Here is a 14,596-nt window from a genome sequence, read left to right as displayed (position 1 = left end):
CAATTGTAAAATAAAAACGATGCACAATAATAAATTTGGAGAATATACCCCAGAAATAACCAAAGAGGAAGTGATAGACATTACCCTCGGGATGTTTTTTGACGGGACTTTGAATAATAAAACCAATACCATCGAAAGAAGGGAGAAAACTCCTGAATACAAGAAAAATGGAGGCAATCCTACGGATAATAACAGCTACAACAACGATTGGAGCAATGTAGCACGTTTGTGGGATAATTACGATAAAAATTCCGGCATTTATATCGAAGGAATTGGTACCGAAGATAAACAAAAAGATTCCATGATGGGATATGCCTTCGGATCCGGCGATACCGGAATCCGTGGAAAGGTGAGAAAAGGCTGTGAAGAGATTGTGAAAAAAGTGAAAAATATCAAAAGCTCAAAAAAAGCAGATAAAATTGCAGTCCTTACTTTTGATGTTTTCGGTTTCAGCCGCGGTGCCGCCGCCGCCCGTAATTTTGTGCATGAAATAGGCAAAGCAAAATATAAAGCAAGCTCCACAACGGTTTCCCATGAAGGAATGACGGTTACTTCCCGCTATGACAGTGACGGTAACAGTGTAACCGAAGAAGAACTTCCGAAATGGGGACATCTGGGACTTAAGCTACAAGAAGCAGGAATTACCGTGGATGTATTGAGGATAAGATTTCTAGGTATTTATGATACCGTATCCTCCTATTCAAAATACCTTAATCCGGTGCCTAATTTTAGTAATGATGTGGAAGAACTGGGCTTAAATGATATCGGAAAAGCGCAGACCGTTATTCATTTTGTAGCAGAAAATGAACATAGAGAAAATTTTGATCTTACCAATGTGCATGTTGGCATAGAGAAAACATTTCCCGGGGTACACTGCGACGTCGGAGGCGCCTATGAGAATGGAGAGGAGAGCTGGGAAGAGATTGAAACTTCATGGACAACCAGTGCGAAATTAAAGGCTTTAAGAAGCCAGCTTATTGCAGACGCATGGTATAAAGAAGATCAGCTTACTATCACGCCAGGGTTTTATCTGGCACTAAAAGGAACCCGTGAATTAGTAAAGACATACAGCTACATTCCGCTGCACTTTATGGCTGAGCATGGAGTCCAGAAAACAGTTCCGCTGACCGTAAAAAAACTGACTGCGGAAACCTATTCTATTTCAGAAGATCCTTTACTCGTAAGGGTAAAAGACCGTCTGAGACCTTATGCAATGGAAAACGGAAAACAGTACACCTTTAAAAGATATAAAGATATTGAAACAGCTTATGGAGGCGCTTCCATACCGGAAGAAAAATACGCGGATTACCAGAAGGAGATGAAAGAACAGGATGATCTCCGAATCCTCCGAAACAAGTATCTTCACTGGTCTGCAAGGAGAGAAGGCATCGGAATGGATCCTACATCAGACAGAGTAAGAGTATTGCATTAATCTTTACAATATGAAGAAACATCTCGCGGTAAGAATAGGAATTGCATTGATCGGCTTTGTGCTGATCTACTGCTATGCTCACTGGGATTCCTGGTTTAATCCCCGTCAGTCGATAGGAGGAAATGATGGCATGTCAATTCCTATGGATCTTGTTTTGAATATCAGCTGGGGAGTCCTTTGGTGCCTGTTCATTTTGATAGAAATGATTGTGAGTTTTTTCACAGGAAGAAATAAAGAAAACAGAAGTACAAATGGCATATTGCTCATAGCAGGAATTATTTTTCTGGGTATATACATCGCCACTATTAAATAAAATCTACCCGCAGAAAGGATATTTCTGATATGGGATCATCAGTATGGAGAAATTTAACAAACATATCGTTCAGAAAAATGAAACCTTAAAAAGTATAGCTTCTCTATACAATCTGTCCACCGATGTGGTAAAAGGCTTTCATAACAACTGCTGCGATGTTAAAGATATGATCCTGATTGATCTTACCGGTCAGAAAGAAATTTTTGTCCCGAGAACAGCCGTTATAGATAAAAGCAGGTTGGTGGAATTCGGACGGGGAAACAGCCTGGTATTCCAGCCTCAAAAGGCATTTTCCAGATATGGGGTGACTATTACTATTGAAAGTGGCGACCGTAAAAATGAATTAAAATATGAAACCTCTGTCCGGTGGCTGAATACAGAAAATAAACTGCATTTTTTTGAAATCGACAGAACTTCCAATCTGTATCTGAATGAAGAAGAAGTGAATGAAATTGCAGATCTTCTGGCATACAAAACATCTAAAGTTCTGTATCCGCTTCAGGTAAGTGTAGATGAGACCGGAAAATTCAATGATATCGAAAACCTTTCGGTTTTTAAAGAAAGATGGGCGGGCGTTAAAGAAGAAGTCTACAAAGAATTCGATGGAGAAACCGTAGATCAGTACTGTGAAAAAATTGAAAAAATAATACTGCAGCCGGCCGGAATAAGCCTTTATCTGAAAAATGACTATTTCCTCCGCTCTTTATTTTTCGGAATCTATCAAAGTTTTGGAAAGGACTATCAAACAGAGCTCACAGAAACCTTTCCGGTTGTTAATAATCCGGTAGAGCCCAAGTATGGAATACAGCTGGAAATAGACCCTCTAAAAGATGAATACGGTCTTATTAATATAGAAGGACAAGGAAGATTGAATGATGAAAGAACCGTTTATGATTTTATAAACCGGTCGCCTTTCTCACTGATTATTGATGAGGATCCAACAATGAATCATCAGGGAACTTTCAGATTAATGTGTTATCTGAATGGAGAATATTCGCTGCCGAAATCGCTCTACTTAGAATGCAGCATTATGCTGGAGGAAGAAAAGAAAATCTCTGCATCCGTTTCAGAGATAGATGAAAATTAAATGACCACTTCACTAAAGATAAATTAATATGGCAGAAAAACATATTGTAGTACAAGGCGCTATGTGCAAATGCCAGTTCGGACAGCTTCCGGATAAGCTTAAAGTACTTACCCATCAGAAAGAATATGCCAATGATAAAAGCGCGGCCAAAAAACTGATCGTTACCACAAAAGAAATTGGAGCCGCAACATTTGAGAAAAATACGTTCGGAAACTGTATGAAAATGGGGGTGCCGCCACCGCCATGCAAAATTATGGTCACCGAATGGCAGAAGTTTTATGAAAAAGTACAGCTCAGTAACGGCGGATATATCATTCTGGAAGACAGTAAGGCGGTGTGTGCCATTGCAGGAACTCCATGCATTGAAATTATCGACCACGGACAAAGAGCCGAAGCAGGCCAGCAGAATTTTAAAAATGCTGATCAGGATGTACAGCAGCAGATCAACCCTTTGGTCGATGCTGAATCAATGTACAGCAAACAGCCTAAGAATGAAGGTATAGAATTTGGGAAACAATAACGGTAAGCCATGGCAAAAGGGATAAAAAGTATAAAGCAGCAGCAGGTAGTCGGTACCAGTGTATATCTGGTTGTAGACCACTGGCATGATGGAACCACAGAAGCTGATAAAAATAAAAAAGTAACCTGGCTGTGTTTTGCACAGGACAGGAAAACACCGTTGGATACACGGGTATTGGATTCAAAAGACAGCTACATCATTAAAATACCTTCAAAACTGGCAGGTTCTTACCGGTATTACGTAGAAGCAAGCCTGTCCGGTAAAAAAGATCCTAAAGCCAATACAGGTCTTGATGTCTTCGGGACGGCAACGAAAAAAATAGTCACCAGCAAATGGTGTACAAAACCGGATGCAGAAGACGTCAGAAAAACCTATGTTTTCTCCTATGGCCATCTGGTGTATTTAGGACTTGAAACAGAAGGACTCAATGGAGATAAATTGATTGTAGACGTTTACAGACGCGTACCTGGCGGTGGTGGGGCAGATGATGACCAGCATATGGACACCTACACCAATGTTCAGGTAATAGATGGGGAGGTCAACCTGAAAATGGGGAATACCTATAAATGGTTTGGAAAAATAAAAAGACCCAATGCGACTGAAGAGTTCTATGTAAAAGTAAAAGATGCTTCCGGCCAGTATGTAAGTGACGGTAAGGATAAGCTTCATGCCCGGTTTCTTAGAATAAAAAATCAGGTAGTCAGTAAAAATGTAGAAACACCCACCAACCATACCCCTACCAAAGTTGATAAACCGGATATAAATTTTAAAAGATACGAGCCGTGCAGATATGATAAAATCATTGTTCATGATAAGGATAGTAATAAAGATGCCTTTGACTTTACATTATATGATCCTTTACAGAAGAAAAATATTACACGATATGAAACACTGGCAAAAAGCAATGAAGAAGGAAAAACAATTGATTTAACATTTGAAAAAACAACCAATAAGGGATGCTTTACAAAACCTTCCCATAAAAAAGAAGTTGAAATTTATATCAATGGAAAAAAGCAGAGAACAGAAATTCTGAAAGGAGATAATTATGCACTACCTATTCAGGCAAGTGCTAATACGGTCTTATTGAGGACAAGTCCGGAAGTCTTTTTTATTACCCCGGATTCTCCAACTACCTATAGAGTGGTGAGCAGAACCTGTGCACAACCTGGTAACCCTATTGAGATAGTGGTATATCCCAATGTAGAAAGAGAAGTTGCATTTGTCTTAACAATGCTTCCCACTTATAATAGGGAACGAAACCTGAAATTTACCAAGCAAGAATCTTTAACGAGTTATAACAAAGAAAAAAGTTTAAAGTTAATTCGGGATGAGGTAGAAACATTAATACACACAAAAGGGGGATTTGGCTTTGGACTTCAGGCTAAAGTAAAAGTTGATAATATTGAATCATCAATTGAATTAGGCAGGACAAAATCTCAGATTAAAAGACTTATTGATTTTTATTATAAACTCAATGAATATCTTTCGATGTTTGATGCTGGTAACAAGGAGAGTCAGGATTTAGAATATAAAGTCAGACCAGGCATTAAATGGACTTTTGATGTAGAACCTCCCAATATAGCCTTAGCCCTTAGATTTACAAATAGGAAAATAGGAAATACCCAGCAAGTTGTAACACAAATAACGGGTGGAGTAGCATTAAAGCCCATCGTTAAATTCAAGATTGGAGTAGATCTAATGTCATTACTTCAGTTTATGGGACTGGGAGGGAAGATCGCAGACTGGATCAAAAATGTTTTGGAAGCCAAATATAAATTTACAATATATGTAATATTTGAAGCTTTTTTGGAAGCAAGAGGAGAGCTCACTATGGCCTATAATAAAATAGAAGGTTTTGGACCTGGACCAAGAAAACTTCAGATTGAGGCCGGAGTTGCCATTAAAGGAGGCGCTAAAAGTACAGAGTTTGTGACAGTAATAGTCCCTGAACCAGATGGGAAACCACAAACAGTAAAAGTTGAAAAATGGAAAGGCGAGGCTTCAGGAACAACCTCTTTTGTGTATACCTATGAAATCAGTTCAGACAAAAAAGGACAATACAGCCAACATAAATTAGAATTTACTGGTATTAAAGCTACAATTGTTGTATATTCTATAAAACAGGGAATGAAATATAATGAAAGCTACCGGAAAGATTTTACTATTATAGAAAAGCCCGATGAACCAATTGCAAAATCGGAAAAAGAATATACCATATGAAAATAAACTATATGCGAGCTATTTTCTCACTCATTCCTATATTAATTTGTGGTGTATTGCTGTATATATTGTACGTAAATAAAGTGAAAGGAGTTCTCATATGGGGAGTGGTTTTACTTACCATGGCAGTTTTTATTTTTGTGTTTATTTCATCTTTTATGAGTACAGGAAAATTTCAGACAGAAGAAGAAGCTAATAAATATAAAGGAAAAATACTTTATAATAATGAATCCTTTACGATTGTTACCTATTCTAAGGATTTTGTTGTCAACTGGAATAGCATAGAAGCTGTTTTTTTTATAAACACACCACCTCTTGATGGTGAGTATCATAATAAAGAATACAGAATTTTTCTAAATAAAGAACCTGTAATTATAAACAAAAAACCACTAAAATGGTATGATAAAATCTTGCCTGCTCCTAAAAAACAGGAATACCCAATGATTAAGATTGATGATTATTATAATATCGATTTTAATACATTGTATCCGTCAATAGAGAAGTTTTTAACAAACGAAAAAATGCCATCAACCCTCTTAAATGGCAAATTTGGAAATCAGGTAGAATACAGTAAAAAAGAAAATACAATCATAGGAATTCCTTATGATAAATTGTTGATAACAACGGGCTTTTATAAAATATTTGATAAAGGAAGCCATAGTGATGGAGAATTGAAAGAGTATAGAAACAATGCAACAAAAATATAAACAATGAACAAACCTATATATAACTTTGAGATAAAAGCATTTTATTGTTTGATAGAATTGAAAATTAATGATATTCTAGTCTTTTGTCATTATGAAGAAAATGGGAGTATATGGGTGGACTGGCCAATAAATCAATATATGTTGGAAGCCGGAATTCAGTCTTTTGAAGTGAAAATTCTGCCTTACAAAAATCATGAAACACTGTCTGAAAAAGCACAATTGGAAGTCGGTATACATTCCGTAGATGCAGATGATGATAACAGGATAGAAATCCTGGAAAGAAAAGAAGTTTCCATTTCAGATAAACAGCAGCTCCCTGCCTTCATCCATAAAGGTACTTTCAACGCAAAGATTCCTTATAAAAATACAGGTTGGAAAAATTCAATGAGCATAGAAAAAGAAGACGGAAAAAAACTTTTGTCGGAAATATTGCAATGGAATTCCAAACTTTTGAATATTTACACCTCTTCAAATATTGAAGAATACAATAAAATATACACTGACCGGGATAAAGAATTTGCCGCTGCTTATTATATTGAATATGAAAAAAACACTTCAGATGTTTTTCATTCAAAATTTAAACACTTAACAGCTTTGCCCAATGATTTATATCAATTGGTTTTTTATGCAGGTGGAAAGTTGGCAAGTGTTAAATTGCCTAATGAATTACCAGGATTTACCTACGATCCGAAAATTAAAGATGAAAATGGATTAGGAATCAGTTTGATTTTGTTTTTCCACAGAAAAAAACAAGGCGAACCTTTAGAAATCATACGATAAAGCCATCAGAAAATAAATCTGCGAAGATTCACCGAGTGCAGACTCTTAAAAATAAATACAATGAAATACTTCTTAATTTTTTTAAGTTGTTTAGCCGCGTTGCAGTGCAATTCGCAAAAGAATGAAGATCCCAGACTTTGGGGTCAGTGGGAGGGAACCCTTAAAGATGCCCAGACAGAAAAGCCTATCGGGAAAATTGTGTTGGAATTTACCAAAGACGGAAAATTCGTCCAGTATGTAGGACAGGGAAATTCGCAAAACATCATCCCATCTACCTATACTGCTCAGAACAATACAATCATTTCTACAGATAAAGCCAGTGAAAAAGACGAAAGTCACTATACCATCAAAAATGATACTCTGATCATCACGTACGAAGGCATTGAAAATAAATATGTAAAACGTAAATAACGGAACAAAAGTTTAGAAACTGATAAAATAAGCATCGGTTTTAAATAAAAAATCCTTCTCCTTAATCAAGAGAAGGATTTTTTTATTACCCTATGTTTTTACTTTACAATAAACTTTAAAGAGGTCGTATCAAGCATTAAAATATAAACTCCCTGTTCAAGATTTTTAATTCTAATGGAATTTCTATTTCCTGTAAAAGGCTGGTCAATACTTTCCATTACTTTCCCTTGGAGATTATAGATTACCGCCTTTCTGATACCTTCCGTATTCCCTTTCACAAAAATTTCCTGATGTGAAATCGGGTTAGGGTAGATTTGCAGACCTTTAGAATCCTCAGTCAACGCAGTAGAAATATTTTGACTTTGTTTAGCAGCTCCCGAATAACATGTCCAGCTTAGATCATCAATAGCGATACGGTTGGCGGACGAAGTATTTTCCAGCGTTACAACAACATTTCCTGAAATATTAATATTGCTGATAGTCGTAGTGGCTACCGTGGCACTGTAAGGAATTGTTCCCACGGTCGTACCATTTACTTTTACGGTGAAGGTACTGTTGCTTCCGGAAAACTTAAGCTGCGTAGTTACCGTTAGAGAACCAATACCATTGCTTGAGCTGCTTGAAGTTAATGAGCCATCTCTTACCGTGATGGCTTTATTAGAAATCGTCTGATCTGTTCTTGAATCCGTTGCAGTCCATGTGATACCGCTATTGGTCCATGTTCTTGTAGTGTAAGAAGCGCTGCTTGCGGGGATCGTTTCAAACGTTTCATTCACACAGTTGGTAGAAGGAACAGTGCCTGCATTGGTTGTTCCGGAAACTGTTGAGCTGTTGGATGAAGAATTTCCGGCAGCATCTTTTGCCACAATATAGAAATTATAACCCGTTGAAGGAGTTAATCCGGAGATCGTTGCTGAGGTAGAGCTCACTGTAGTTTGTAAACTTCCGTTCATATAAACAGCATAAGAAGAAACTCCAACATTATCTGTAGCGGGATTCCACGTAAGAGAAATACTGTTTGAGGTCTTTGCTGAAATACTAAGATTAGTAGCTGTAGTAGGAGCCTGAGTGTCTGATGCAGGCTGCTGAGAACCCCAGATTTGATTCACGTAGCTCGGATTATCAATGAATGGGTTTCTATTTCCCTGATACGCATAAGAGGCATTATTTCTAACAATTTCAGCCTGAGATACAGGATCCTGATTGTGCCAGGCCAGTAAGACATTCAGCTCCCAGGTCTGAAGGCCGGGGAAAGCACTACTTCCCAGCATGTCACCTGAAGAAAAAGTAGAAAGTTTGCTTTGATAACGGGTCACAAAATAAAAGATCATTCGGGCTACATCGCCTTTAAACTCATCAATCGGCTCAAAAACAACTCCGGAATATCCCGACGAAGCAGAGCTTCCAAGCTTAGAACCGTTTTGAGACGTAAAAGTGGCTGTTCCTACTTTTCCGAAAGGATAATTAGACCTCATCCCGTTCACTTTTCCATCCGTTGCCCTGATGAAATTAATATCAGAAACCATTGGTGAAGCCTGATTAAAAAGACTTTGAGGAATGATATGTTCACGGTTATAGCAGTTTCCTTCCACGGAATACGTACCGCACTGGTTGGTACCCGGCGTAAACTTATAAGGATCTGTTGCGGTCGGTTTTTCAGAATAAATATCCATAATAGAACCGTCATTTTCATACGTTTTATCGATGTCGGTCGTTTTATAGGCGGTCCAAAGTCCGTTGTACCCTTTATCCTGATGTCCATTGGTGATAATTGAGCTCAATGCCGTCTTTAAAGTGGCACCTGATAATCCGTTGGCGGAGCTGTAATATCCTGTAGGAGCCTGAGCATTGGCTGTTCCGGCCCATACAAGAAATAAGATAAGTTTTTTCATAGTAATATTATAATGTACCGTAAGATTACTATATTTTTTTGAATGAAAAATTACATTATTGTTAAATTTAATAAGTATTGCATTTAAATTCAACCAAAAGATAACCTCTAGTGTAAGAATATCACTATAATGAATATGGAAATGATTGTGAGGCAAAAATAAAAGCCAGCACAAAAAATTGCACTGGCTTTATTAATATAATGATTGATTTAAATCCTGTTATTTTCTTTGAGGAGGATAATTTTTCATAATTTCCATCATGATTTCCGGAATCTGTCTCTGTTTTGCTTTTGGAGAATCTACTGAAATTCCGCTTCCGATCCCTTGCCAAACCAATTTTTGACTTCTTGCATCTACAAGATCAACGATAATGGCACCTTCGTTATAATTGCTGGTCCAGGTTCTGCTCATTCCAACGCCCCATCCGAAAGGACCGCCCCATCCCCACATTCCATAAGGAGTGCTGCTGTTGATATCGGTTACTTTTTTGTGGTTTGCTTTTACATTCACGATCAGATCAGGATTCTCACCCGACTGAAGACCTTTGCTTTGTAATTGTTTAGACAGTTCGTTTAACACCCTGTCCTTATCAATATCATTCAGTTTCAAATCGTCGATTCTTATTTTATAGGTCTTGTAAGAATTGAAATTCGCAGTGTCGGCATAATCAGAACGTACCTGGAAAGGACTGCACGATGTGAGGCCCAAAGTAGCCGAGGCTAACAAAATAAAAATATATTTTTTCATTTTATTTATTTTTTTTATCGTTTTTAATGAATGTATCAGTCTTTTTATCGTATCCATAAGGGCAATGCCTGCAGCCGCTCTTACAGCAATGTCCCCTTTTTAAATGGAATTTTTCTGTGAAAACCTTGTACCCCTGTTCATTATAGTAAAAGTCTTCGTGTTCTTTGATATCAAAATGGGCCATAAGTTAAATCTTAAGTCAAAAAACTTTTATATTTGTTATATGATAATTGTATGCCAAAAGCCATTAAAAAAACTTAAAATTAACGGCATTGCTCTTTTTCCCTTTATCTTCATAAGGAAACCCGAAGATAAGGAAAATAAAGAACTTATCAATCACGAAAAAATCCATTTGAGACAACAGCTGGAAATGCTGGTTATTTTCTTTTATATTTTTTACGTAATTGAATATTATTACTGGTTTTTTACCCTAAAAGACAGCTATCTGGCCTATAAAAGAATCTCATTTGAAAGAGAAGCCTATGCCCATGAAAATGATTTACATTATCTGAATAAAAGAAAATTCTGGGGCTTTCGGAAATATTTGTGATAAAAGATAAAAGATAAAAGATAAAAGATAAAAGATAAAAGATTAAAGATTAAAGATTAAAGATAAAAGATAAAAGATTAAAGATTAAAGATTAAAGATTAAAGATTAAAGATTAAAGATTAAAGATTAAAGATTTTTTGAAATAAACATCAATAGAAGCGGGTTTTAACCCGCTTAAAATAAAAAACAAAAAATCCTCTGGCTTTAGCTAAAATATACATTTTAATCCCACAAAAATATACCCCCAAACATCTGTGAAAATCCGTGTAATCTGTGGTAATAAAAAATCAGGATCAATTTCCAATATTATTTCCACAAACAAACATAACCCCAGACATCTGTGAAAATCTGTGCAATCCCTGGTAATAAAAAACACATTCAAATTTTTCATGATTTTTATCTCTAAACAAACCTTCAACTTTAAAAAACACTAATTTTGTAAACTTTAATTTTTTCGTATTCATTAATTTATCATTGACCACAAAAATGTTATTACAAATTCCATCCGAACCTGTACCCATCCAGGAAATCCCAGTCAATAAAAATGTAGGCCTCTTCATGAAAAGAGAAGACCTTTTGCATTCTGAAATTTCAGGGAATAAATATTGGAAGCTGTTTTATAATGTGAATACCTATGCAAATAAGAATTCTGAAAAACCTTATATCATTACCTTTGGTGGTGCTTTTTCCAATCATATTGCTGCCGTTGCTGCCGTTGGGGAAATGTCAGGAATTCCAACGCTGGGAATTATACGAGGGGAGGAACTCCAGAACAAATGGAAAGATAATCCCACTTTATATTTTGCCTTTAAAAAAGGAATGAATCTGAAATTTGTAACCCGGGAAGAATATCGGAACAAAGAAAAATTATCCGAATTTTTACAGCAGGAATTCCCGGAAGCATTGATTATTCCTGAAGGTGGAACGAATGAGGAGGCTGTAGAAGGCGTGAAAATGATGCTCAATAACGAAACAAAAGATTTTGATTATCTTTGCACCGCAGTCGGAACCGGAGGAACCGTTGCCGGGATATCCAGATTTTGTGAAGATTATCAGAAAGTTATAGGGTTTAAAGTCGTAGACGACTCCTCTTTGGAAAATAAAATTGTTGAACTAACCTTGCAGAAGAATTTTAATCTAATAGATTCATGTTGGGGCGGTTATGGTAAAATAAAAGATGAAAACATCCGTTTTATTAATGATTTTAAAGAGAAATTTGGAATTCCGTTAGAACCGATCTATACAGGGAAAATGATGCAGCGGGTGGTTGAACTCATCGATGAAGGATACTTTCCTGAGAACAGTAAAATTCTGTGCTTTCATACCGGAGGATTACAGGGAATTGAAGGAGCAAATTTGCTTTTAAAGAGACAAAATAGAAATTTAATTATATAAGTAAAATTGAAAAACATGAAAAGACTTTTCTTACTCGTAAGCCTTTTAGTTTTATCAAAATTCTCAGCCCAGACTTGGGCTACTGAAGACCAATACATCCAGAGATTTGCCCAATATGCGGTAGAAGAAATGGAAAAGTATAAAATTCCTGCTTCCATCACGCTTGCCCAGGGACTTCTGGAAACGGGCGGTGGACAAAGCAGATTGGCTCAGGAAGGAAAAAATCACTTCGGAATAAAATGTAAAGAAGACTGGACAGGAAAAACCATGAAACATACCGATGATGCTCCCAATGAGTGTTTCCGGGTGTATGATGATCCAAGACAGTCGTATGAAGATCATTCGATATTTTTATCAACAAGAAAATATTACACGAATCTTTTCAATCTGGACATGAAAGATTACAGAGCATGGGCGTATGGCCTTAAAAAAGCAGGGTATGCGACAAACCCCCGTTATGCTTCTATTCTTATTGGTAAAATTGAACGGTACAAACTCTACGAATACGATAATACCAACTCTTCAGAAGTTCTGTATGCCGTTCTCAGAATGTATCCCGAATTAAAAGATGACATAAGCTTTATGGCCAGACTGGAACCGTCCAGAGCAACGCCTAAAAGAGAACCGGTTACGGTAACTGTACCTTACAAGCAAACCACTTTTGCCCAGCAGCAGAAAAGAGTCGAAAGAATTAAATCAAAAGCAGAAATCCTGAACTCTATTTTAATTTTAAGCCATCCTAATGAAGGCCTGAAATATATTGTGATTCCTGAAGATACCACCGTGAAGTTCATTGCCAATAAATTCAAAGTCAGCGAAAGCAGACTGATGAAGTGGAACGAGCTGGATAGTGATGTTTTAAAGAAAAACGAAATCGTATTCCTGGAATCAAAAAATTCTGCAGGAAATACCGCTACATATAAAGTGGCATCAGGAGAAGATATGCATGATATCGCTCAAAAATTTGGAGTCAAATTAAACAAATTATATGCTAAAAACAGAATGGATGAAGGACAACAGCCATCTGCAGGACAGCTGATTTATTTAATAGATAAAAAACCTAGAAATTAATTTTTATTGATCATTTGTTACAATGGTAAGGTAACCATTAACAGACAGCATCAACCATCAATCAACATATGAAGTATCAAAGAAGTTCGGCTTTATTCGATGAAGCTTACCAATACATTCCGGGAGGAGTAAACTCACCGGTTCGGGCATTCAAATCAGTAGGAGGAGTTCCTGTTTTTATGAAATCTGCGAAAGGAGCTTACCTTACAGATGAAGATGACAATACCTATATCGATTATATCAATTCATGGGGTCCAGCAATTTTAGGACATACACACGCTGAAGTTTTAGAGGCTTTACAGCTGCAGGCAGAAAAAGGATTCTCTTTCGGTGCCCCTACAGAACTGGAGACGCAGATTGCAAAATTCATTGTAGAAAATGTTCCGAATATCGATCAGATAAGAATGGTTTCTTCAGGAACGGAAGCTTGTATGAGTGCAGTACGATTGGCAAGAGGATTTACGGGAAGAGATAAGATCATTAAATTTGAAGGGTGCTATCATGGCCATTCAGATTCATTTTTGATTAAAGCAGGAAGCGGTGCTGCCACTTTCGGAAATCCCAATTCTCCGGGAGTAACGGAAGGAACAGCAAAAGATACTCTATTAGCCCGTTACAATGATGTTGAACAGGTGGAAGACCTTTTCCGTCATAATCAGGGACAGATTGCGGCGATTATCGTTGAACCCGTTGCCGGAAACATGGGCTGCGTACTGCCGGAAAATAATTTCTTACAGCATTTAAGAAGGATCTGTGACGAAAACGGAGCTTTACTTATTTTTGATGAGGTAATGACTGGTTTCAGACTGGCTTTCGGAGGGGCTCAGGAACTTTTCAATGTAAAGGCTGATTTGGTGACTTATGGAAAAGTAATCGGAGGTGGACTTCCGGTGGGTGCTTTTGCAGGTAGAAATGAAATTATGGATCAACTGGCTCCAAAAGGAAGAGTATATCAGGCTGGAACATTAAGCGGAAATCCGCTGGCCATGAGAGCAGGGTTGAAGACTTTACAGATCATTAAAAATGACGAAAATTTCTATAACAGAATTAATAAAACAGCAGAAACCTTAGACTTTGAAATTGGAAAAATTTTAAATGAAAAAGGAATTTCCCACAGAATTAATAGAAAAGGATCGATGATGTCGGTGTTCTTCAATATTAAAAGTGTTTCAAATTTTGACGAAGCTCAGGAAGCAAATCATGCGCTGTTCAACAACTTCTTCCATCAGATGCTTACCAATGGAATTTACCTTCCTCCAAGTGGTTATGAAACGTATTTCATCAGCGATGCCATCAAAGACAAAGAGATAGATATGACATTAGAAGCGGTTAGAAAATTTGATTTTTCTTAACAGTCAATCATTACAGATAAAAAAGGGATGAGGTTTTACAACTTCATCCCTTTTTATTTTTGATAATTCGGAAGATTAGAAAATATTATTACAAATTAAAGGCTGTCATTGCGAGGAGC

At 36.9% G+C, this 14,596-nt stretch carries 15 protein-coding genes; 12 read left to right on the top strand and 3 right to left on the bottom strand.

What is annotated here, in order from left to right:
• The first annotated feature begins 19 nt into the window (after positions 1-19).
• Genes SB679_RS12110 through SB679_RS12075 form a run of 8 tightly spaced genes read left to right on the top strand, consistent with a single transcriptional unit; the run spans position 20 to position 7,470 of the window.
• Positions 20-1,432 (top strand): T6SS phospholipase effector Tle1-like catalytic domain-containing protein, encoded by a 1,413-nt coding sequence (locus tag SB679_RS12110; protein WP_410702577.1) that lies wholly within the window; start codon positions 20-22, stop codon positions 1,430-1,432.
• Positions 1,433-1,442: 10 nt separating this feature from the next.
• A complete protein-coding gene (locus tag SB679_RS12105; protein ID WP_410702576.1) occupies positions 1,443-1,745 on the top strand; it encodes a hypothetical protein in 303 nt (100 codons plus the stop codon).
• 43 nt (positions 1,746-1,788) lie between these two features.
• Positions 1,789-2,832: a hypothetical protein gene (locus tag SB679_RS12100; protein ID WP_410702574.1), complete on the top strand. Its 1,044-nt coding sequence runs from the start codon at positions 1,789-1,791 to the stop codon at positions 2,830-2,832.
• A 28-nt stretch (positions 2,833-2,860) separates the two neighbouring features.
• Positions 2,861-3,352, top strand: a complete 492-nt coding sequence (locus SB679_RS12095; RefSeq protein WP_034710142.1) for a DUF4280 domain-containing protein — start codon at positions 2,861-2,863, stop codon at positions 3,350-3,352.
• A gap of 9 nt (positions 3,353-3,361) precedes the next feature.
• Positions 3,362-5,572 (top strand): hypothetical protein, encoded by a 2,211-nt coding sequence (locus tag SB679_RS12090; RefSeq protein WP_410702572.1) that lies wholly within the window; start codon positions 3,362-3,364, stop codon positions 5,570-5,572.
• Positions 5,569-6,279: a hypothetical protein gene (locus SB679_RS12085; RefSeq protein WP_410702570.1), complete on the top strand. Its 711-nt coding sequence runs from the start codon at positions 5,569-5,571 to the stop codon at positions 6,277-6,279. The genes SB679_RS12090 and SB679_RS12085 overlap by 4 nt, the downstream gene beginning before the upstream one ends.
• 3 nt (positions 6,280-6,282) lie before the next feature.
• Positions 6,283-7,059, top strand: a complete 777-nt coding sequence (locus SB679_RS12080; protein ID WP_410702568.1) for a hypothetical protein — start codon at positions 6,283-6,285, stop codon at positions 7,057-7,059.
• 60 nt (positions 7,060-7,119) lie between these two features.
• Complete coding sequence (locus tag SB679_RS12075; protein WP_410702566.1) at positions 7,120-7,470, top strand: hypothetical protein; 351 nt, start codon at positions 7,120-7,122, stop codon at positions 7,468-7,470.
• A 98-nt stretch (positions 7,471-7,568) separates the two neighbouring features.
• On the opposite strand, the gene SB679_RS12070 is transcribed toward SB679_RS12075, so the two are convergent.
• From SB679_RS12070 to SB679_RS12060, 3 genes are all read right to left on the bottom strand, one after another.
• Positions 7,569-9,362 (bottom strand): endonuclease, encoded by a 1,794-nt coding sequence (locus SB679_RS12070; RefSeq protein ID WP_410702564.1) that lies wholly within the window; start codon positions 9,360-9,362, stop codon positions 7,569-7,571.
• Between the two features lie 219 nt (positions 9,363-9,581).
• Positions 9,582-10,109 carry a DUF4136 domain-containing protein gene (locus SB679_RS12065; protein ID WP_410702563.1) on the bottom strand — a complete coding sequence of 176 codons (528 nt, stop codon included), beginning with the start codon at positions 10,107-10,109 and terminating at the stop codon, positions 9,582-9,584.
• 1 nt (position 10,110) lies between these two features.
• On the bottom strand, positions 10,111-10,293 hold the full coding sequence (locus SB679_RS12060; RefSeq protein ID WP_084681376.1) for a DUF5522 domain-containing protein: 183 nt from the start codon (positions 10,291-10,293) through the stop codon (positions 10,111-10,113).
• 39 nt (positions 10,294-10,332) lie between these two features.
• Here SB679_RS12060 and SB679_RS12055 point away from each other — a divergent pair, with 39 nt between their 5' ends.
• The 4 genes from SB679_RS12055 (at position 10,333) to hemL (ending at position 14,477) form a co-directional block, all read left to right on the top strand.
• The gene (locus SB679_RS12055) at positions 10,333-10,659 is read left to right on the top strand and encodes a hypothetical protein (protein ID WP_410702561.1); all 327 of its coding nucleotides are present in this window, start codon (positions 10,333-10,335) and stop codon (positions 10,657-10,659) included.
• 486 nt (positions 10,660-11,145) lie between these two features.
• Positions 11,146-12,054 carry a 1-aminocyclopropane-1-carboxylate deaminase/D-cysteine desulfhydrase gene (locus SB679_RS12050; protein WP_410702559.1) on the top strand — a complete coding sequence of 303 codons (909 nt, stop codon included), beginning with the start codon at positions 11,146-11,148 and terminating at the stop codon, positions 12,052-12,054.
• 15 nt (positions 12,055-12,069) lie between these two features.
• On the top strand, positions 12,070-13,125 hold the full coding sequence (locus SB679_RS12045; RefSeq protein WP_410702558.1) for a glucosaminidase domain-containing protein: 1,056 nt from the start codon (positions 12,070-12,072) through the stop codon (positions 13,123-13,125).
• A gap of 68 nt (positions 13,126-13,193) precedes the next feature.
• Positions 13,194-14,477, top strand: coding sequence for a glutamate-1-semialdehyde 2,1-aminomutase (hemL, locus tag SB679_RS12040; RefSeq protein WP_410702556.1), 1,284 nt, complete (start codon positions 13,194-13,196; stop codon positions 14,475-14,477).
• Positions 14,478-14,596 lie beyond the last annotated feature (119 nt).

Source organism: Chryseobacterium sp. SIMBA_029, assembly GCF_046535275.1.
Lineage (GTDB): Bacteria > Bacteroidota > Bacteroidia > Flavobacteriales > Weeksellaceae > Chryseobacterium.
This window is presented reverse-complemented; position numbering and strand designations above follow the sequence as displayed.

Bases quoted from the DNA above. Each gene is read 5' to 3' on its own strand.
- SB679_RS12110 (WP_410702577.1), top strand. From the start codon at position 20: ATGCACAATAATAAATTTGGAGAATATACCCCAGAAATAACCAAAGAG.
- SB679_RS12105 (WP_410702576.1), top strand. From the start codon at position 1,443: ATGAAGAAACATCTCGCGGTAAGAATAGGAATTGCATTGATCGGCTTT.
- SB679_RS12100 (WP_410702574.1), top strand. From the start codon at position 1,789: ATGGAGAAATTTAACAAACATATCGTTCAGAAAAATGAAACCTTAAAA.
- SB679_RS12095 (WP_034710142.1), top strand. From the start codon at position 2,861: ATGGCAGAAAAACATATTGTAGTACAAGGCGCTATGTGCAAATGCCAG.
- SB679_RS12090 (WP_410702572.1), top strand. From the start codon at position 3,362: ATGGCAAAAGGGATAAAAAGTATAAAGCAGCAGCAGGTAGTCGGTACC.
- SB679_RS12085 (WP_410702570.1), top strand. From the start codon at position 5,569: ATGAAAATAAACTATATGCGAGCTATTTTCTCACTCATTCCTATATTA.
- SB679_RS12080 (WP_410702568.1), top strand. From the start codon at position 6,283: ATGAACAAACCTATATATAACTTTGAGATAAAAGCATTTTATTGTTTG.
- SB679_RS12075 (WP_410702566.1), top strand. From the start codon at position 7,120: ATGAAATACTTCTTAATTTTTTTAAGTTGTTTAGCCGCGTTGCAGTGC.
- SB679_RS12070 (WP_410702564.1), bottom strand. From the start codon at position 9,362: ATGAAAAAACTTATCTTATTTCTTGTATGGGCCGGAACAGCCAATGCT.
- SB679_RS12065 (WP_410702563.1), bottom strand. From the start codon at position 10,109: ATGAAAAAATATATTTTTATTTTGTTAGCCTCGGCTACTTTGGGCCTC.
- SB679_RS12060 (WP_084681376.1), bottom strand. From the start codon at position 10,293: ATGGCCCATTTTGATATCAAAGAACACGAAGACTTTTACTATAATGAA.
- SB679_RS12055 (WP_410702561.1), top strand. From the start codon at position 10,333: ATGATAATTGTATGCCAAAAGCCATTAAAAAAACTTAAAATTAACGGC.
- SB679_RS12050 (WP_410702559.1), top strand. From the start codon at position 11,146: ATGTTATTACAAATTCCATCCGAACCTGTACCCATCCAGGAAATCCCA.
- SB679_RS12045 (WP_410702558.1), top strand. From the start codon at position 12,070: ATGAAAAGACTTTTCTTACTCGTAAGCCTTTTAGTTTTATCAAAATTC.
- hemL (WP_410702556.1), top strand. From the start codon at position 13,194: ATGAAGTATCAAAGAAGTTCGGCTTTATTCGATGAAGCTTACCAATAC.